This window comes from Mucilaginibacter sp. P4_E8, from assembly GCF_056401495.1.
Genome location: NZ_JBFUJG010000002.1, coordinates 26189 through 45601, shown reverse-complemented (window position 1 = coordinate 45601; position 19413 = coordinate 26189). Strand labels below are relative to the sequence as shown.

General features: G+C 41.8%; 18 protein-coding genes. 5 read left to right on the top strand and 13 right to left on the bottom strand.

Annotation, left to right across the window (positions count from 1 at the left end; translation table 11 throughout):
- The first annotated feature begins 32 nt into the window (after positions 1-32).
- Positions 33-1745 carry a sodium:solute symporter family protein gene (locus tag AC1DRQ_RS01700; RefSeq protein WP_429399828.1) on the top strand — a complete coding sequence of 571 codons (1713 nt, stop codon included), beginning with the start codon at positions 33-35 and terminating at the stop codon, positions 1743-1745.
- Positions 1746-1760: 15 nt separating this feature from the next.
- Here the strand turns inward: AC1DRQ_RS01700 and AC1DRQ_RS01695 are convergent, their stop codons facing one another.
- Positions 1761-2612 carry a DUF2911 domain-containing protein gene (locus tag AC1DRQ_RS01695; RefSeq protein ID WP_429399829.1) on the bottom strand — a complete coding sequence of 284 codons (852 nt, stop codon included), beginning with the start codon at positions 2610-2612 and terminating at the stop codon, positions 1761-1763.
- A gap of 182 nt (positions 2613-2794) precedes the next feature.
- Here AC1DRQ_RS01695 and AC1DRQ_RS01690 point away from each other — a divergent pair, with 182 nt between their 5' ends.
- A complete protein-coding gene (locus AC1DRQ_RS01690) occupies positions 2795-3982 on the top strand; it encodes a class I SAM-dependent rRNA methyltransferase (protein ID WP_477421903.1) in 1188 nt (395 codons plus the stop codon).
- A gap of 169 nt (positions 3983-4151) precedes the next feature.
- Here AC1DRQ_RS01690 and AC1DRQ_RS01685 read toward each other — a convergent pair whose 3' ends face one another.
- From AC1DRQ_RS01685 to AC1DRQ_RS01645, 9 genes are all read right to left on the bottom strand, one after another.
- Positions 4152-4559 carry an endonuclease domain-containing protein gene (locus AC1DRQ_RS01685; protein WP_477421902.1) on the bottom strand — a complete coding sequence of 136 codons (408 nt, stop codon included), beginning with the start codon at positions 4557-4559 and terminating at the stop codon, positions 4152-4154.
- A 98-nt stretch (positions 4560-4657) separates the two neighbouring features.
- On the bottom strand, positions 4658-5425 hold the full coding sequence (locus AC1DRQ_RS01680) for a TerC family protein (RefSeq protein ID WP_477421901.1): 768 nt from the start codon (positions 5423-5425) through the stop codon (positions 4658-4660).
- A gap of 87 nt (positions 5426-5512) precedes the next feature.
- A complete protein-coding gene (locus AC1DRQ_RS01675; RefSeq protein WP_477421900.1) occupies positions 5513-6922 on the bottom strand; it encodes a DUF4097 family beta strand repeat-containing protein in 1410 nt (469 codons plus the stop codon).
- Positions 6903-7469: a hypothetical protein gene (locus AC1DRQ_RS01670; protein WP_477421899.1), complete on the bottom strand. Its 567-nt coding sequence runs from the start codon at positions 7467-7469 to the stop codon at positions 6903-6905. Before AC1DRQ_RS01670 ends, AC1DRQ_RS01675 begins: the two co-directional genes overlap by 20 nt.
- On the bottom strand, positions 7466-8026 hold the full coding sequence (locus AC1DRQ_RS01665; RefSeq protein ID WP_477421898.1) for an RNA polymerase sigma factor: 561 nt from the start codon (positions 8024-8026) through the stop codon (positions 7466-7468). Before AC1DRQ_RS01665 ends, AC1DRQ_RS01670 begins: the two co-directional genes overlap by 4 nt.
- A gap of 245 nt (positions 8027-8271) precedes the next feature.
- Entirely contained in the window at positions 8272-8805 is a 534-nt protein-coding gene (locus tag AC1DRQ_RS01660; protein WP_477421897.1) for an AAA family ATPase, read from the bottom strand.
- Between the two features lie 305 nt (positions 8806-9110).
- A complete protein-coding gene (locus AC1DRQ_RS01655; RefSeq protein ID WP_477421896.1) occupies positions 9111-10406 on the bottom strand; it encodes a M20/M25/M40 family metallo-hydrolase in 1296 nt (431 codons plus the stop codon).
- 44 nt (positions 10407-10450) lie between these two features.
- Positions 10451-12325: a M61 family metallopeptidase gene (locus AC1DRQ_RS01650; RefSeq protein ID WP_477421895.1), complete on the bottom strand. Its 1875-nt coding sequence runs from the start codon at positions 12323-12325 to the stop codon at positions 10451-10453.
- Between the two features lie 173 nt (positions 12326-12498).
- Positions 12499-12792 (bottom strand): nucleotidyltransferase family protein, encoded by a 294-nt coding sequence (locus tag AC1DRQ_RS01645; RefSeq protein WP_429399838.1) that lies wholly within the window; start codon positions 12790-12792, stop codon positions 12499-12501.
- A gap of 92 nt (positions 12793-12884) precedes the next feature.
- On the opposite strand from AC1DRQ_RS01645, the gene AC1DRQ_RS01640 reads away from it, so the two are divergent.
- Positions 12885-13205 carry a hypothetical protein gene (locus AC1DRQ_RS01640; protein ID WP_429399839.1) on the top strand — a complete coding sequence of 107 codons (321 nt, stop codon included), beginning with the start codon at positions 12885-12887 and terminating at the stop codon, positions 13203-13205.
- Between the two features lie 84 nt (positions 13206-13289).
- On the opposite strand, the gene AC1DRQ_RS01635 is transcribed toward AC1DRQ_RS01640, so the two are convergent.
- The gene (locus AC1DRQ_RS01635; protein ID WP_477421894.1) at positions 13290-14819 is read right to left on the bottom strand and encodes a serine hydrolase; all 1530 of its coding nucleotides are present in this window, start codon (positions 14817-14819) and stop codon (positions 13290-13292) included.
- Between the two features lie 105 nt (positions 14820-14924).
- Here AC1DRQ_RS01635 and AC1DRQ_RS01630 point away from each other — a divergent pair, with 105 nt between their 5' ends.
- Both AC1DRQ_RS01630 and AC1DRQ_RS01625 read left to right on the top strand, forming a co-directional pair.
- Positions 14925-17111 (top strand): S9 family peptidase, encoded by a 2187-nt coding sequence (locus tag AC1DRQ_RS01630; protein ID WP_477421893.1) that lies wholly within the window; start codon positions 14925-14927, stop codon positions 17109-17111.
- Between the two features lie 115 nt (positions 17112-17226).
- On the top strand, positions 17227-17709 hold the full coding sequence (locus tag AC1DRQ_RS01625) for a hypothetical protein (protein WP_477421892.1): 483 nt from the start codon (positions 17227-17229) through the stop codon (positions 17707-17709).
- Between the two features lie 78 nt (positions 17710-17787).
- Here AC1DRQ_RS01625 and AC1DRQ_RS01620 read toward each other — a convergent pair whose 3' ends face one another.
- Both AC1DRQ_RS01620 and mutY read right to left on the bottom strand, forming a co-directional pair.
- Positions 17788-18210, bottom strand: a complete 423-nt coding sequence (locus AC1DRQ_RS01620; protein ID WP_477421891.1) for a single-stranded DNA-binding protein — start codon at positions 18208-18210, stop codon at positions 17788-17790.
- A gap of 23 nt (positions 18211-18233) precedes the next feature.
- Entirely contained in the window at positions 18234-19283 is a 1050-nt protein-coding gene (gene mutY / locus AC1DRQ_RS01615) for an A/G-specific adenine glycosylase (RefSeq protein WP_429399844.1), read from the bottom strand.
- Positions 19284-19413: the final 130 nt, after the last annotated feature.

Below are 19413 nucleotides of genomic sequence, written 5' to 3'. Positions count from 1 at the left end.
TTATTATTTTGGCTCATTACAAGGTTTTTTGAATGAGTTTAACTGATTGGATAGTTTTAGGTTCAACGCTATTTGCCATAGTACTTTACGGGGTATGGAAAAGCGGCAGTAATAAAAACATCGATCAGTTTTTAATGGGTAACCGGTCATTACCCTGGTACCACGTTGGGCTTTCGGTTATGGCCACCCAGGCCAGTGCCATCACCTTTTTATCAGCTCCGGGGCAGGCCTACTCAGATGGAATGCGGTTTGTGCAGTTTTACTTTGGGCTGCCACTGGCCATGATCGTACTTTGCATCACCTTTGTTCCCATATTTCATCGCCTTAAAGTATATACCGCTTACGAATTTCTGGAGCAGCGGTTTGATCTGAAGACGCGGGCATTTACTGCATTTTTGTTCCTGGTTCAGCGCGGGCTTTCAACCGGGATAACTATTTACGCACCCTCTATTATTTTATCAACAATACTTAATATCAATACAGTTTATACCACCTTGTTTATTGGCGGATTGGTTATATTTTATACGGTTTATGGCGGCAGTAAAGCGGTATCGTACACCCAACTACTACAAATGAGCATTATTTTTTCGGGAATGTTTTTGGCCGGCATTCTGGTGGTAAGTTTATTACCTGCTGGGGTTGGCTTTACACATGCACTTAAAATGGCAGGTAAGCTGGGCCGTATGAACGTTATCGACTGGAAGTTTGACCCAGACAACAGGTATAACATATGGAGCGGGCTTATTGGCGGGTTCTTTTTGCAGCTATCTTATTTTGGTACCGACCAAAGCCAGGTAGGCAGGTATTTAACAGGTAGCTCAGTAGGGCAAAGCCGGTTGGGGCTTATCATGAACGGTTTGATAAAAATACCCATGCAATTCATGATCCTGTTAATAGGGGTGTTGGTTTTTGCCTTTTACCAGTTTAACAGACCGCCTATGTTTTTTAATAATTACGAGGTAAATAAGGTTAAACAAAGCAGTTATGCTACCCAATATAATTACCTCGACCAGCAATATACCCAGGCCTTTGAGCAAAAGAAAGTTAAGACCAATGATTTGATCAAGGCTATCGATAGTAAAGATAAAGAACAAATAGATCATGCTCAGGATGCTTTAAAAGTAGCCGATATGCAATCCCGCATCATCAGGCAGGATGCCATTGCCTTAATGAAAAAAAGCAGCGCCGGGGCCGATGGTAATGATACCAACTATGTATTCCTCACCTTTGTTACCCAGTACCTGCCTAAGGGGCTCATAGGGCTGCTGGTTGCCATTATTTTCCTGGCCTCCATGGGTTCAACAGCCAGCGCTTTAAATTCCCTGGCCTCAACCAGCGTGGTTGATATTTATAAACGCATCGTGAACCCTAATGCATCAGAGCAAAATTACTTAAATGCATCGCGGTTGGCTACTGTATTTTGGGGGGTGGTTTGTATAGGCATGGCGCTTTATGCAAGCCGTATTGGCAACCTGCTTGAGGCCGTGAACCAGTTAGGATCATATATATACGGAACTATTTTAGGGGTGTTTATTGTGGCGTTCTACCTTAAAAAAATAAGAGGGAATGCCGTTTTTACAGCCGCGATAATAACCGAAGCCGTGATATGCATTTTGGGGTATTTTGATGCGATAGCTTATTTGTGGCTTAATGCGGTTGGGTGCATTTTGTTAATTATACTGGCTTATATATTGAACAAAGTAATTCCACAAAAAAGCCCGGCTCAAACTGAACCGGGCCTGTAATTCTTTAAATATATCTTAATAGCTTTTAGCGTGATCCAATGCTTCCTGGTTCAGTCTGGTGTATTCATCATCGTTACTGTCTTTGGCAAGCTGAAGTCCGGCCTGGGCTGCTGCTATAGCGCCAGCTTTATTGCCTTTCTTTAATAACAAGCGAGATTCCCACAATTTATACCACGGGCCTTTAGGGTCAATCTTCTCTGCCTCGGCTACCCAACCTAAAGCTTTGTCAACATCTTTATTATTTTCGTAATAGTACTGTATGGCGTTAAAGTAATATGGCTTGCGGTCGCCCTTCATAAGTTCATCAATGTTGGCTGTGATCTTGGCATCATCATCAGTTTCCATATGTATTGCGGCAGCTGTGTGGTCCCATACTAAATACAGATCGGTTGATTTGGTGTTTGAGTTTGCAAACGCCATCGTAAATGTTTCCCTTTTTTCGCTTACGCGGATAGGTTTTATTTTAAATCGTAAAAAATCATTGGACTGTTTGTAGCTGTATGCGCCCCATTGCTTAACGGTTTTGTTCAGGATAATGGTCCACTCGCTTTTTTCAGGAATGCTGAAAAGCGAATAGGTGCCAGCCGGTACAGGATTGCCCTCAATAACTACTCTTTCGGTAAAGGTAATGGTGGTAGCCGCGTTAGCGCCGGTTCTCCAAACTTCTCCGTAAGGTATAATGCCACCAAATATTTTGCGATCCTTAACATTTGGCCTTGAATAGGTGACCGTAATTTTGCCTAATCCAAAATCCTGGATTATGGTTTGGGTTGAACTTGCCTCAGGTATGCGGGGTACCTGCGCGTAGCTTTTATAGCTTACACATGCCAATAGCATGGTAACTAAAAATAAGTAAGTTTTTCTCATGTTTATGTTTTCGATACTAAGATACCAAATGTTTTTAATCGGGAAATATTGTGTTGGAGTAATAAATTTTACAAAAGTTTAATTTAAGCAGAAAGCTAAAGGTAGAAAACCGGAAGCTGCAGTAGTTAATATGCTTTTTGCTTTAAGCTTTCGGCCTTTAGCTTTTTATTACCTTTGCAGCTATGATTGATGTTGTTTTAAATAAAGGTAAAGAAAAAGCTGTTTTGCAAAAACACCCCTGGGTGTTTTCGGGCGCTGTTGAAAAGGTAAAGGGCAAGCCGGCCAATGGCGATGTGGTGCGCCTGCTCAACTCAAAAGGCGATTTTATGGCCTATGGTTTTTATAACGATCAATCGCGGGTGGCTTTAAGGCTCCTGGAATGGAACGAAGCAGTTGAAATTAATGACGACTGGTTCCGAAATAAATTAGCTACAGCGGTAAAAAGCCGTGCCAATGTATTGGAGAACGGAACCAATACCTGCCGACTGGTTTTCAGTGAGTCTGATTACCTGCCCGGTTTAATAGTTGATAAATATGCCGGTCACCTGGCTGTGCAGGTACTTACATCGGGCATGGAGCGGATGATGCCGGTAATTATTGATGAGTTACAAAAACTGTTAAACCCCGAAAGCATATCTGATAAAAGTGATGCCGCATCCCGTGCGCACGAAGGTTTGCCCGAAACGGAAAATAAGATGCTGGCCGGTGATCCGCCACCCGAAATAGTGGAAGTATTGGAAAACAATATTGTTTACGGCATCAATATCACTGAGGGGCAAAAATCGGGCTTTTATTGTGATCAGCGCGATAACAGGCATATATTGGCATCATACGCCAAAGGGAAAAAAGTGCTGGATTGCTTTTGCTATACCGGTGGCTTTACGCTCAATAGCTTAAAAAATGGCGCTTCATCTGTAACCAGTGTGGATAGCTCGGCGTTGGCTATTGAAACATTAAAGGAAAATATACAGCTTAATAAACTGGATGCTGCAAGCCATACCTCCATCAAATCTGACGTAAATGTGCAACTACGCAAATTCAGGGATGATGGCGAAAAGTTTGACATCATTGTACTTGATCCGCCTAAATACGCGCCATCACGGTCGGCATTGACCCGAGCTTCACGTGCTTATAAAGACCTGAACCGTTTAGGTATGCTGCTATTGAACGATGGGGGGTTACTGGCCACGTATTCCTGCTCGGGGGCTATGGATATGGAAACCTTTAAGCAGGTAATAGCCTGGGCTGCCCTGGATGCCGGGAAACAGGTGCAATTTATTTACCAATTCCATCAACCCGAAGATCACCCGGTAAGGGCATCATTCCCGGAAGGTGAGTATTTGAAAGGGTTGCTTTGCAGGGTATTTTAAGAGGGAAGTAGAGAGTAAGGACTGTTAGAATCAGGGGACAATTTTTTTTGTCATGCTGAGTACAAGGTTAAAATTAAAAAAGCCGGGCCTATGTGCGATTCCCTCCCTTGGGAGGGTAGGGAGGGGTTTCTCTACTCCATTAAAGTTAAATCTTTCATTTCAATAACCCTCAATCAAATTCCTTAGGTAATTTAATAGAAGGGCTATTTTTCGCCATATTGATTATTGTGCTTTCAATTGTTCTAATTGCATTTAGCATATCATTCTTTATTTCTGCTTCCGAAAAACGCAGGAATTGTATTCCGAAGCTTTCTAACTTTTGTTGCCTTAATTCATCCCTATTGAAAGCTTCTTCATAATTATGCGATATGCCATCAATTTCAATAACCAACATTAAGTTTTTACAATAAAAATCGACTATATAATTATCAATGCAGCATTGGCGGTCGAAATCAAATCCGAATAGTTTATTTTTTTTCAATTCATTCCATAACAATACTTCACCAAAAGTCATATCCTTTCTCAGCTTACGAGCTAATGATTTTAATTTAGGATCATATGGAATTATTTTGGTCATAATTTAATATCATCTTTTAGGAGATTAATTGGAGAAACCCCTCCCTGCCCCTCCCAAGGGAGGGAATCGCACCGGCCATACTTTTACTAATCCTATTCTTATTTCTTGACTCTCACAGTCTTTTTTCCACTCTTCGCTTTCATTTTCAGATTCAGCATTTCAACCAGTACGGAAAATGCCATGGCAAAATAGATGTATCCTTTGGGGATATGCTGCTCAAAGGCTTCGGCTAAAAGTGAAACACCTATCAGTAGTAAAAAAGATAATGCCAGCATTTTTACGGTAGGGTGCTTGTTTACAAATCCAGCCACGCCGTTTGATGCCCACATCATGATACCTACGGCAATTACCACGGCAATGATCATGATCTCGACATGCTTGGCCATACCCACGGCGGTGATCACAGAATCGAGCGAGAAAACAATATCCAGCAGCATGATCTGAACAATGGTACCCCAAAAACTGTGAGGCTTTACAATTTCCGTGTTTTCGTCGTCGCCTTCAATTTTATGGTGTATTTCGGCCGTACTTTTATATATCAGGAACAGCCCGCCAATGATCAGGATCAGGTCGCGGCCCGAAATGGCTAATTTTTCGGCCCAGTCGGCATCGGTTATATTGAAAAGGTGCCCCAGGCTAAATATGGGAGTAGTAAGTGTCATTACCCAGCTTATAGATAGCAGTAGTAAAACGCGGGTGATCATGGCCATGGCTAAACCAATCCTGCGCCCTTTAGCCTGTTGTTTTGCCGGGAGTTTATCAGACAAAATGGATATAAAGATCACATTATCAATCCCTAAAACTATCTCCAATAAGGTAAGGGTAATTAGCGAGATCCATGATTCGGCATTGGCAAATATTTCCATAGGGTTGAGATTTATTTTCGCCCTAAAATAACAAAACCCCTGCCGAAAATGACAGGGGTTAATGAATTAGTGTTAAATATATAGTGTTTAATTAAAGCTTACGCTGCCATAGCTCGAGTTAATGGTTATGGTTCTATCTGTTCCGCCTTTACCTAAATGCCCTTTGTAATTCTTGGTAGGATTAAATCCTCTTTCACTATCTGAAGGGGTTTTACTGGTAATGTTAACATCATTGCCACCATAGTTAAAGCTGCCATAACGTACGGTTACATCAAAGTCGGCATTTTGATCGCCACTGAGGCCAAGCTTAACACTTGAATAAGATGCGTTTACAGCTAAGTTTTTTACGTTTTTATCCACATCGCCTATGCTTAAAGCGCCGCTGAATTTTACATTGATGTTTCCCGAAGTAGTAATACGGCCAATTTTTGCCGAGCCGTAGCTGATGTCGGCATTAAGTTTATTGCACTCGCCCAGGTTTAAGCTGCCATAAGCAACATCCAAATCGCTGCCATTAAGCGCACCAATGGTGGCGCTGCCGTATTTTACAGTGATCTGGTTACCGGGATTGCTCAGGGCTTTGGCCACAAGACTTCCGTAACTGTTATTAATGGTTAGTTTACCTTCCAGATCGGGCAGGTCAGTACTACCATATTTGTTGCTGATGTTCATCGGGTTTTTTACAGGCATGTAAACGGTATAATTTACCTCCATTTTTCGCACATTATTATGTTTGCCACCAAACAGCGACCATGAGCTATCATCATTATTGGTGTTGATATTGGTCTTGAAATATACGCCTGCCCCGTCTTTACTATCCCTGATGGTTACGTTATCCAATAGCTTTTGTGCTTTATCTTCATCATTTGCCGCCACCTTTATCTGTACATCAACTTTTACTTCGTTTTTGGCCCAGGTATTTACGGTTATTTTTCCAAAGCGGTTATCAATATTTATTACATCGTTACCGTCAACTGTATAGCTTTTGCTGTAGCTTTTACTTTTTTCAACGCCATCATCACTCTTCTGGTTATTATCGTCAGTGTAGTTAAACCTAAAATTAGTATCAAAGTCTTTAAATCCATAGGCAATTTGAGGTGCTATGTTGGTAAACTCATAGGCAAAATTCAGGCTATCGTTAAATTTAAATGTATGCTTAAAGGTTTTTAAGCTATCCATTTTAAAAACCAGGTTTTTGTTAAGATGCTTAAACTGCTTGTCAAAATTCTTCATGTTCAACTTCATCTGATACTTGAATTTTGGCATTTGAATTTTACTCATTTTAAATTGCATGTCTTTCAATTTCACTTTCATGTCTTTCATTTTTAACTGAAAGTCAGCATTGTTCCATGGAGACATTTCCTGTACCGGAGCCTGTTTAGGCGGTTCAGGTGGGGCCGGAGGTGCAGCAGGTGTTTCCTGTGCAAAGCAAGTTGCGCTAATGGTTAATAAAACCACAACAGTCAGCAGGGACTGTTTAAATATTTTTGATTTCATTTTGTTGATCTTTTTTCATTTGATTGAATTGCTCTATCACACTTAATTGCTGATTAAGCACCTCGGTTTGTATTTGCAAGTTCCGGATCATTGCACGTAAAACACGTTCCTGGTTGGGGCTGGTGGCCAAATCATTATTGAGTCTTTTATAGGTAGAATCCATTTTAGCTATTTCGGCGCTAAACTCTTTGTATAGTTGCGGGTCGGTTTTGGCAACTGATTTAAGTTCGGTAAGTTTAGTTTCAACAAGCGATGCATAATGCAGTTGCTGTTTAGCATATTCGGGGTTAATGGCTGCAAGGTCAATTCCTTTTGCGCCTTTTTGGCTTTGCAGGTATACCCCGAAACCTATTCCCATGATCAGGATTACCGATGCCGCGACCTGAAGCACGAAAGCAAGAGAAAAAGTTTTTGTTGCCGGCTTTTTTGGCAGTTCCTCCTGCAAATTTAAGCTTTGCTCAATTTTGCTCCACAAATCTGCCGATGGTTCAACCTCGTCAAACTCCTCCCTGTTCTTTTTAATGAAATCTTCAAATCGCTTGCTCATGATACTGTTCCTTTTCTTTTTAAAATTTCCATTAATTTTCTTTTAGCTCTCAAAAACTGGGTTCTTGAGGTGTTTTCTGATATGTTCAATATTTGACTTATTTCTTCGTGGTCATAACCTTCAAGCAAGTAAAGCGACAGTACTACCCTATAACCATCGGGCAGTTGTTTCATGGCCTCTTTAACCATGGCCACCTGGTATTGTACCTCTTCTTCATCCTCATTTTCCTCTTCGGGTATATTTTCCAGATGATCGCCTTCCAGCTCTATTAATTCCAGCTTGCGTTTTCGCAGCAGGTTTATGGAGCGGTTAACCACAATTTGCTTAAGCCACAAACCAAATGTTGTTTCCTGTCTAAAATCTTTAAGCTTGTTAAAAGCGTCCAGAAAAGCTTCCTGCAAAACATCTTCAGCTTCGCCAATATTGCCCACTATCCTAAAGGCGATGTTCAGCATCGCTTTTGAATATAAACGGTACAATTCGTAACAGGCTTTTTTGCTTCCCTGCTTGCACTCAACCACCAGGTTGTAATGTTTGTCAATAAATATGGCTTCCAAATTATGTTAAGCTTCAGGTTAAATGACGCACCAGTTTTTACAACGTTGCATCATTGTGAAAAATAATTTGTTGGAACTTAGATTTTTTTGTCCGGACATATTGCCGAACCGCCAATTATTGCCTGAACCGCGATTAATTTGTCTGAACCGGGATTAATTTGTCTGAACTCAGATTAAACAGATTAAAGGATTACCCGGATTTTTATAAGAAATCGTAATAATCCTTTAATCCTAAAAATCCCGGTTCAGATAATATCAACGGTCAAAAAATCATCAATAGCTTTTACCGCGTTGTCATACCTATCGGTACCGGTACCTGATATGAGTACGTACCGGGCCTGCAATGCATCAAGTTCTTTGTACCAAATATTCATAAAATGTTCGCGCAGGGTGGGGAAATTACGCAGCGGGTCATCCTGCCAGGGCAAATCGATATTTAACAGCAAGTAAAGATCATAGGGGTGCTTGGGCAATTCATCCAGTACTTCCTGGGGGGCACGACCAAACATCTGGTCGCTCCATATTTTTACAGTGATGAAAGTAGTATCGCAGATCAGGATATTATTGGCTTTGGGCAGCAGTTCTGCCTCGAGCGCCAGTTGCCCGTAAAACATATTGATCTCATCCTGCCAGGTGCAGGGTTCGGTTAATTTTTCGCAATACCCTCTGGCATACTCGGGTACCGCGATGGTATGATAATGCGAAGCCAGGTAATCAGACATGGTTGATTTTCCTGTTGACTCTGGCCCTACTACCGCTATTTTGAGTATGTTTTTCATGGTGGAGGAATTTTATGAGCGAATAATTGACTCACCCGGTCTTTGCTTCGCTCGACCACCCTCTCTTCGCTTTCGGCGGAAAGAGGGGATTAAAAGCTTTCATTTTAACTATTTTCCTGAGCAACGAAGGATCTATTCAACAACATGCATGCCGAATAAATAATAGATGCTTCACTATGTTCAGCATGACAAACTTATTTTTCTCCTAAACCCTCTTTCCGCCGAAAGCGAAGAGAGGGTGGGCGAGCACAGCGATGCCGGTGTGAGTCTTAGCCGGTGTGCCATAACTCGTACAAATTTTATCTTTATTTCTCCAGCTTAGGTACCCGTGTCGGTGTATCCTTACCCGAAACTATACTGCGCGAGCTTAAAGCTATAGCTCTGATGGTTGAAGTAATATTGCTTACATCAAGCGAACTAAATTCGTCTTTTACGGTGTGGTAAAGCTTATCAATATCAATTTGATCTGTTGATATGGTATGCGCGGGCACACCCTTTTCGGCTAACGAGGCATTATCACTGCGGTAAAACAGGTCCTGATCGGGATAAGGGTCAGGGTGAAACTTAAAGACCGTTCCCTGCAGGTTATTTTGTAATATGGTGCCAAAGTTTGAGCGCTCAAAACCTGTTATAAAAGCCGAATTTTCCCCGAATTTTGATGCCTTGCCTATCATTTCAATATTGAACATGGCCACAACTTTATCAGGATCAACTTTGGTAGCAAAATATTGTGAACCATATGTGCCTATCTCTTCGGCGGTAAAGGCCACAAATATAAGCGTACGGGCATTATTGTTTAGTTTTTTATAGTATTTGGCTAAAGAGATCACCGCTGTTGTTCCTGACGCGTCATCATCGGCACCGTTGGCAATGCTGTCGCCCTCCATTGGTTTTATGATACCAAGGTGATCATAATGGCCCGAAAAAACAACATACTCATCGGGCTTGGTTTTACCGGGTATCATACCCGCAACATTAAATAAAGGCAATTCTTCTGTTTTGCCTTCATAACTCACCTCAAACGATTTTACACTGTCAAACTTGCCCAGCACAAATACCAGAGCCTGGTTGTTATCTGTTTTAAAACTCGCGCTGCCAGTTAAAATATGGTTACGTACACGTTTAAATATGGCCTGAAAATTAGGGTCGACCAGGACGAGCATTTTTTTACCGCTTTTTATAGCAGCCAGATACTCCTCTCTGAAGTTTTTTTCGGCACCTAACTGCACTACCTGTACATCGCTATTGTTTGCCCAATTAAATGACGCGCCGGCTGATGCAAAAAGGCTATCAACAGGTATGCTCTTACCATTAATGGTAGCAGTTGTTTTTATAGGTGTTGAACGGATCATTGTAAAATTTTGACGATAGCCCGTATTGCCGGCCAGGGGTTTTAAGCCCGCCTTTTTATATTCGCCCTCAATAAATTGGGCTGCTTTTTCAATACCCGGCGTAAATGTGGCCCGGCCCTGCATATCATCGGCCGACAGGGTTTTGATGATGCGCGTTACATCATCCTGGCCAATCAGTTTATTTACGTCCTGTCCAAAGCTGCTGATGGAAACAGCTAATAAAGCAATTGTTGCTAAATGTCTTTTCATTATTATGTGTTTAATATTTCTTTTTTATGGGGGCCATAGCCCGGTTATTTAACTTTTGACTGTAACCAGTTATTACGGAAAGTTTCTTGTTCTTTACTTAACTGTTTGCCGGCTTTTTCAAATGTAACCACTTCCAGGTACGGGCTCTCTTCCAGTACTATGGTTGTTTCATGAGCACCGGTACGGTTTTTATAGTTAACGGTTATTTTATCGCCGGGTCTTTTACCAGCAAGCACGTCTGAAAATGATTTTGGATCTGTGATGGCCTGGCCATCGGCTTTTAAAATAACATCACCGGCATCAAGGCCCGCTTTATAAACAGGTGTGCCAATTATGGTGCTTGACAGGATAGGTAAACCTTCGGCCCCGGCTGCACGCTGCTGCCCGGCCCGGCCACGGCCCGGGGTAGTGGCTAATGAACCTGCCCATGCTTTGCCCGGTTGTGCTTTCTGTAGCATTAAGCCCGCTTTAGCCAGCAGTTCTTCATAATTATTTTTGTCGGTTCCATAAATGTAGCGTTTAAAAAAATCGGCAGCAAACTTGGGGTTGTTGGTAACTTTCCCCAGATCGTTTTGCAGATCAGGAATGGTATATGGTTTCATGACCTTACCGCGTGCAAGCCAAACCTGGCGCATATAATCGTCAAGGGTTAGGTTAAATTCGCTGCGTAAACGCATGTCAAGGGCCAGTGCTATGGCGCCACCATAAGTATAGTAGCTGGTAAAATCATTAACGTTATTGTTTGGATCGATAGATACACCGGCATCTGCAAATACCGAATAACGGCTCATTTGTGTGGCCGGGTATTTTGCGGCTCCAGGGGTGTTCAGGATCTGGTTAATAAGGCCGCCCAGGGTACGGGTATAATCATCAAGGGTGTTAAACCCTGAACGTGTAAGCAACAATTCGCCATAGTATTGGGTAAAACCTTCGGCAAACCAAAGTTCGCTGCTCATGTTGGCATGTTCAAAATTAAAAGGTTCCAATGATTTTGGGCGGATGCGCTTTACATTCCAGCTGTGGAAATACTCGTGCGAGAATATGCCCAAAAGGCCGTTTTCGTTACCGGCCACTTTATCAAGTGGATCAACAATACAAGTAGAGTTGCGGTGTTCCATACCATCGCCTGATGTAGTTGGATAAACATCTGTTAAAAATGTATACTCACCATAATCATAAGCAGGTAACTCGCCAAACACGGCTTTTTCTTCCAGTACCATCTTTTGTACCATTTTGCCGAAGTTATCAACCGCGGCCTGGTCATCATCTGAGTGGATGGTTACATTGATCTTCTCTTTTTTGCCGTCGGCGTTTACTACATCCCAGCTGGTTACTTTGTAATTGGCAAGCTCGGTAGGGCTATCCATCACATACTGCAGGTTAGGTGCGCTGTATACATTTGCGCCTTCGTGCTTTAGTTGAGTGGCAACTTTCCATCCGTATTTATCAAGGTCATTAAACTCAAACTTAACTGATCTTTTGTCCTGGCCCAAAAGCCACATAAAGGTGGCCGGCATATTCAAGTGTGCATGGCTGGGGTCAATGCTGGTGTAGGTGCCATCGGTCCAGTTGCCAAACAGGGTATAGCTAACTTTTATATTGGCCGGGTGGGTGGTTACTTCATATAAGTCGCCCTCCAATTGTGTAATTGGGAGCGGATTGCCATCAACATCGGTTACCTTAACATTATAAATATTTTTGCCAAACTCATGTGTTGCGTAACGCCCGGCAGATGAGCGGCTCATGCGTAAACGTATTGGCCCATCGGGTGCCTGGGGTACAGTCATCACAATTTCTGCTTCGTGATGTGCCGCGTTTGGAAACGATATGGAATAGTAAATGGCTTTTTGTACATCCTGCTGCGCAATGGCTACAGACGTTAATAAAGAGGCAATAGTAATTAAAAATATTTTTTTCATGTAAACCTGATTAATAGCGCTGAAATTACAATTAATCGGGGAAATGTATTCTATCAAAATTATTGGCTGATAATTTCTAATGCGGCTGAGATTTTTTCTTTCAATTTAGCGTATAGGCATGAATTTCATCAATTGCTTCTATTATATGAAGCAACCTCTGGCGGTCGCCCATTTTACCTTTCATATATTAAAATTTTATCTTTTTCTATGAAAGGATACAGGCGTTTAGATATGGCTTTGGATGAAACTAAGTCGATTGGTTTTTGGAGTTTTTGTTGAATATCTGATTGCATAGTTACAAAACCCAGGCCTATATGTTTTGAATAATCAAGATCAACCAGTATATCTACATCACTGTTTTTGTCAGCTTCATCACGTGAATATGAGCCAAATAAGTACGCCTTTATTACCGGCTTGCCGGAAAAGTAATCTCTAAGTATTTGAATATCATCTGTTGACAGCTGCATTATAGTACAAATATAATAAACAGATACTACATGTAATTACATAATTAAAAGGCTTTATCCTAACGCAGTAAAACCCCTTGTAAACTAATTCCATGTTAATTATACGTACCTTTAAAGAAATTAATGAACTCATGATCCTTTTTTCAAGAAGAAACTTGCATTACTCCGATTACAAATGGAGCGTATATAACCAAAACGACCCACGTGTAAACGGTAAGCCCGATACTACTCCTTTTACTAAGGATGAGGGCAATGAGGTAGTTTACCTGATCAATAAATTGATGATACTTTGGGATTACCGTTTTGCCAACACCGGCAACAAAATGGAAAAACTGATACACGATAAATTGCCGGCAGAAATTACTGTACAACAGGATGTACAGGAATGGCTTAAAGCTAATCTGAAGTTTTAAGGCTTAAAGCCCAAAGCCGAAGGCTAAAAGCTTTTTGATGTTCTCTTTTGAAAACTTTTAGCCTTCAGCCTTTAGCTTTCCTCGCTACTCCTTCTTAAACTCATAAGCATTGTATTCTACAAAGTCGGCAACTTTAACCTTTACACCGGTTACTTTGCCATTTTGTACCGTGAACGGAAAAACCGCCTTGCCCAGTGTAGCATCAGAAAAAGTGACGTAAAAACGGTTGCCCCCTAATGGTTGCAATTTGGCAAACATGGTGGGGTGGTGTTCAAAACGCATTTCCAGGTCGTTATTTTCGCCCTGTGTAATAGTCATGATGCCATACAGGCTGTTAGAGTATTTGCCTGCATAAGCAATTACTGGCAACATAGGTTTTAAGTTCAGCAATACAGTATCACGCAATTTCCGTTCGGCTTGTTGTGCGGTAGCGGCCTGGGTTTTATAAATTTTCAGATAAGCATCGCTGTAATTGCGATAGCCACGGCCAAAGTATGCGTCTAAAATTTCCCAGCGAAGAGCCTCATATAGCCGATTTTGATCAGTATTGGTTAAAATAACGATACCCAGATTATCCTGTGGCGATAGGGTTACTGATGACAGGTAACCGTTTACACCCCCGTCATGCATAATGAGCCTATGGTTTGAGTAGTCCTGTATAAACCAGCCAAGCCCGTATAGCTCAAAATTATTTTCGCCGTTAAGGTGATATTGGCTGCCAACAATATCCTGTGGTTCGCGGGTGGCTTGTATGGCCGCCTGTGGTATAACCTGTCTGTTACCCACCTTGCCATTATTTAATAAAGCCAGCACCCATTTACCCATATCGCTTGCCGATGAGCTGATAGCCCCGGCAGGCGCAAGTCCGTCAATCTGGCAATAAGGTATGGCCGTAAGCCGGCCATCGGTTAAGGTATGGGGTACGGTGCGGTTAAGTGATTTTGGCAGATCTTTACTTAGTGCCAGGGTATTGGTCATGCCCAGCGGGGCAAAAATGGCTTCTTTTAAATATATTTCCCACGGTTTACCGGTTACACGGGGAATGATCTCGCCTGCCGTTAAAAACGCGGCATTGGTATAACCCCATTTGGTGCGAAAGGGGTAAGGCGCTTTAATTTCTCCCAGTTTTTTAATTATGTCTGCCCGGGTTAGGTTGGTGTTATAAAAGGTAAAATCGCCCTGAAAAGTTTGTAATCCCAGGCGGTGGCAAAGCAGGTCGCGTACCATGGCTTCCTGCCCGGCATATTTATTCTCCAGTTTAAATTCCGGAATATATTTAGTTACCTTATCATCGAGCGATAGCTTATTATTGGCCTGCAACATAGCTAAAGCGGTAGCGGTAAAGGCCTTGGTATTACTGCCAATCATGAATAACGTATTTACATCAACATAATTGGTAAGCCCAAGCTCTTTAATGCCATAACCTTTCACCAGCACTATTTTGTTATCTTTTACAATACAAACTGCAATACCGGGAACACGCCAGTTGGTAAGCGCCCTGCTTATGTAAAGGTCCAAACTGTCTCTTATAAACTTGGTGCGGTCGGCACGTTGGGCTTGGGTTACAGTGATAAATGAAATGCAAACAGTAAAAAGTAGAAGTATTTTTTTCATTACACAGATGTTACATCTCTTTGAATGTGCTAATTTAATGCAAAATTTACAGCGGCTTTACACAATTGTAAAATAACGCCGCAATCTAATTAAAACACATTGTATATGAAATTTTTACGTTCGGGATCATTATTCCTTACAACTGTATTGCTCATTTTGGGAGTATATACGGCAAAAGCACAACGGGCGCCAACGCATTGGACGGCTGATGGCTACCAGTATTACAAAATTACCGATAGCGGCATCAGGATACTGGACACCCGCGATACCAGTAAAAAAACCTTATGGATAAGTAAAGAAATGCTTACCCCACAAGGACAAACACCTATAGGTATTAAAAGATTTACGGTATCAACCGATGGACAAAAAGTGCTCATCAATACTAATACAAAAAAAGTATGGCGTTATGATACCCGCGGCGATTACTGGGTGTATGATACCAATACTAAAAAGCTATGGCAGTTGGGTAAAAACCTGCCGGCATCGTCGCTTATGTTTGCAAAATTATCGCCCGATGGAAAAAGCGCGGCCTATGTGAGCGGGCACAATATTTATGCAGAGGATTTGGCTGATGGATCAGTTAAACAATTAACCACAGATGGCAGTACCAGGCTGATCAATGGCACTTTCGACTGGGCCTACGAAGAAGAATTTGGCTGCCGCGATGGTTTCCGCTGGTCGCCTGACAGTAAATCAATAGCATACTGGCAAATAGATGCCCGCAAAATAAAAAGTTACCTGATGCTGAACACTACCGATTCTATTTACCCTTATGTAGTGCCTGTGGAGTACCCGGTTGCCGGCGAAAATCCAAGCTCATGCAAAGTAGGGGTTGTTGATATCAGCACAGGTAAAACAAACTGGATAAATGCGCCGGGCGATGCTGTACAACATTATATACCGAGGATGGAGTGGACATTAAACTCAAACGAGATCATCCTGGAGCAACTGAACCGGGCGCAAACCGAGAGCCGGGTGTTTATAGGCAATGTATCAAACGGTACTGCCCGCGTTATCCGTGAGGAAAAAAGCAATGCCTGGATTGATGGAAAAGAACGCTGGAACGGGGGCGACCCAACCGGATGGGAATGGATAAACAAAGGCAAGGACTTTTTATGGGTAAGCGAAAAGGACGGCTGGAAGCACATCTATCGTATAAGCCGCGAGGGTAAAGAAAGCCTGGTAACCAAAGGCGATTATGATGTGATCAGTATAAACTTAATTGACGATGCATCGGGCTATATTTATTTTATGGCTTCGCCGGATAATGCTACCCAAAAGTATTTATACCGCATAAAAATTACCGGCGGAACAAAGCCTGAGCGCGTTTCTCCGGCTGATGAACCCGGAACTCATGGCTATGATATTTCGCCAAATGGCAAGGTGGCGCTACATAACTTCTCAAACAGTTATACCCCGCCGGTAAGCGAAGTAGTGAGCCTGCCCGAGCATAAACATATTGGCGGCACAGTTGTGGTTTTGAACAAGGATGCCAAAAATAAAACGGAGTTTTTTAAAGTAAAAACCGTTGATGGCATTGAAATGGATGGCTGGATGAAGAAACCCACCAATTTTGATCCAAATAAAAAATATCCGGTTGTATTTACGGTTTATGGCGAACCTGCCGGGCAAACCGTTACCGATACCTGGGGAGCTGGCCGTAATGGCTTATACGTAGGCAGTATGGCCGATGATGGTTATATCTATATGTCAGTAGAAGGGCGTGGCGCACCGGCACCAAAAGGTACCGCCTGGCGTAAAGCTATCTATAAAAACATAGGCCTTATCAACATCCGCGATCAGGCTATGGCTGTTAAAGAAATACTTAAATGGCCATTTGTTGACTCCACCCGCATAGCGGTTCATGGCTGGAGCGGCGGCGGCTCGTCAACATTAAACCTGATGTTCCAGTATCCTGATATTTATAAAACGGGGATAGCCGTAGCAGCCGTAGGCGATCAGCTTACCTATGATAATATTTACCAGGAGCGTTATATGGGGGTGCCCATTGATGATGAGGGCCGCGCTGCATTTATAAAAGGTTCGCCGGTTACGTACGCTAAAAACCTGCGTGGTAACCTGTTGTACATACATGGTACAGGCGATGATAATGTACATTATAAAAATGCCGAAGAGTTGATCAATGAGCTTGTAAAATACAATCGCCAGTTCGATCTGATGTCGTACCCTAACCGTACACACAGCATTTCAGAAGGCGAGGGAACTTCTTTGCATTTGAGAACCCTGTTCACCAGGTATTTAAAAGAGCACTGCCCGCCGGGTGGCAGATAGGTAAAGATCCATCAATAAAATTAACTCCCTGTATTGCTGATTAGATAGTCGATAATACAGGGAGTTTTTTATTTTCAAGTGTATCACAATCATATAGTTATGCGTAATGATTGGTATGAAAAGATCACTTAACCTTATCTCAACTTTGGGCCTTTTGTCTGGCATTTTATTTTTAACTTTTTCTGCTTGTAAGAAAGATTCTTCGGGCAAGGGGGATTTAACAGGCAAATGGCTGGCCGCTATTCCTAAATCAGAACAAATGTCGCTTTACGAATTTAAAGCCGATCATGCTTATGAACATACTCAAACAGGTACCGATTCTGTTACCAAAAAAAATCTCGGAATAATTGCGAAAGAAGTTGGGAAATACCAGCTGAAAGATAAGCAATTGAACCTTTACGATATTGTAAGTTATATAAATAAGGATCACACGTATGGCCCGGTTACCGATCTGGTTGTTAGTACCGGACTAAAAAGCATTGATTACACTGTATTATTAAATGCTGAAGGAAATAAATTTTCCCTCACCTATATCTGTGGGCCTAATGAGCTTTGCGCTACGGTTTACATACCTCCTTTTTATTACTATAAGCAATAAAGTAAATGTGTTACAGCAAAATGCCCAGGGTACTCACCCCGGGCATTTTATTATGAATTGGTTTAGTAAAGTTTTATATCAATAGGCGTTATTTTCATTTTCATCAGTTCCGTTTGAATAACTAATTGGATCTTCATGCTTTGTAATTGAACGTGTGTCATTATCAAAATCGCTTTTACGGCCCAATATGGTAAAGTTTTCGGCCACTACCTCGGTAGTGTACTTTTTTACGCCTTCCTTATCTTCAAATGATCGGGTGCGCAGTTTACCTTCAATATAAACCAGTTTTCCTTTTTGTAAATATTTGGCTGCCATATCTGCCAGCCCGCGCCACATTACAATATTGTGCCACTCGGTTTGTTCAACCTTACGACCATCTTTATTATAAGTTTCAGAAGTAGCTAACGGGAAACTGGTCACTGACACCCCTCCTTCTAAACTTCGCACCTCAGGATCCTTGCCCAAATGCCCTACAAGTATTACTTTATTTATTCCAGACATGCTCTAAATTAACGAAAAGTTATTTATAAATTAAAATTATTTTTTAATAATATAATAATAGCCCTTGGAAGGGCTAAATTATGCAGGTTTTCAACTGTAGTATAAAACCAGTTTATTTCTAATTTAACCGGTTTTGATGCTGTTTTTATAAGCCTTATGTACAGGCGCTGGTGGGTAAGGATGTGTTTTTGCACCGGGATAATGTCTCCGTTTAATTTAATTTCAGCATCAAAAATTTCCCGTACCTGTGGCAAATCAATAAGTTCATTAAGTGGTAACAGGGAGGAGGTTTCAACCATTGGCAGGTCATACATATTGGCCCATATGTCTTTATCTCCCCTTTTATTCATTAATATATTATCGCCATCGGTTATTAAAAAGTAATTTAAAAAGCGTTCGCGCACTTTCAGGGTCTTTAGTTTAACAGGTAAAGCAGTGACGGCATTATTTAAAAAAGCTGCGCAACCGGTACGTACCGGGCAAATACCGCAGGCCGGATTTTTAGGTTTGCAGAGCATGGCGCCAAATTCCATCATGGCCTGGTTATGTAAAGCCGGTGTTTGTTCATTAAGCAAATCATTTGCTAATGCTTGAAACGTTTTTTTACCGCTGGTGGAGTTAATGGGCTCGTAAATGCCAAAATAACGGGCGAGTACCCGGTAAACATTTCCGTCAACAACAGCTTTGGCCTCATTTGCCGAAAATGATGCTATAGCCGCGGCAGTATATTCGCCTATACCTTTTAGTTTAATAAGCGCGTCATAGCTTTCAGGGAATTTACCCTGGTGTTGTTCCTGAACCAGGCGTGCTGTTTTAAGCATATTGCGCCCCCGCGAGTAATAACCCAGCCCCTGCCATAGTTTAAGCACTTCGTCTTCATGGGCTGCAGCAAAGCTGCTTACATCAGGGTACCGTTCAACAAAACGATAAAAATAGGGCAGTCCCTGCTCTACGCGTGTTTGCTGCAAAATAATTTCAGACAGCCATATCACATAAGCATCGGTAGTGTTGCGCCAGGGCAGGTCGCGTTTATTTTTAAGGTACCATTGTACCAGTTCGTCAGTAAAATTCATTGATGTAAAAGTAGTAATGCGAATCAAGAAGGGATAAAAGATTTTTAGACGAAAGATAAAGGATGAAATGACAAAGGAACTGCCATTTACTCTTATATTTTTGTCCTTTAACCCCTTATTTTTTATCCTG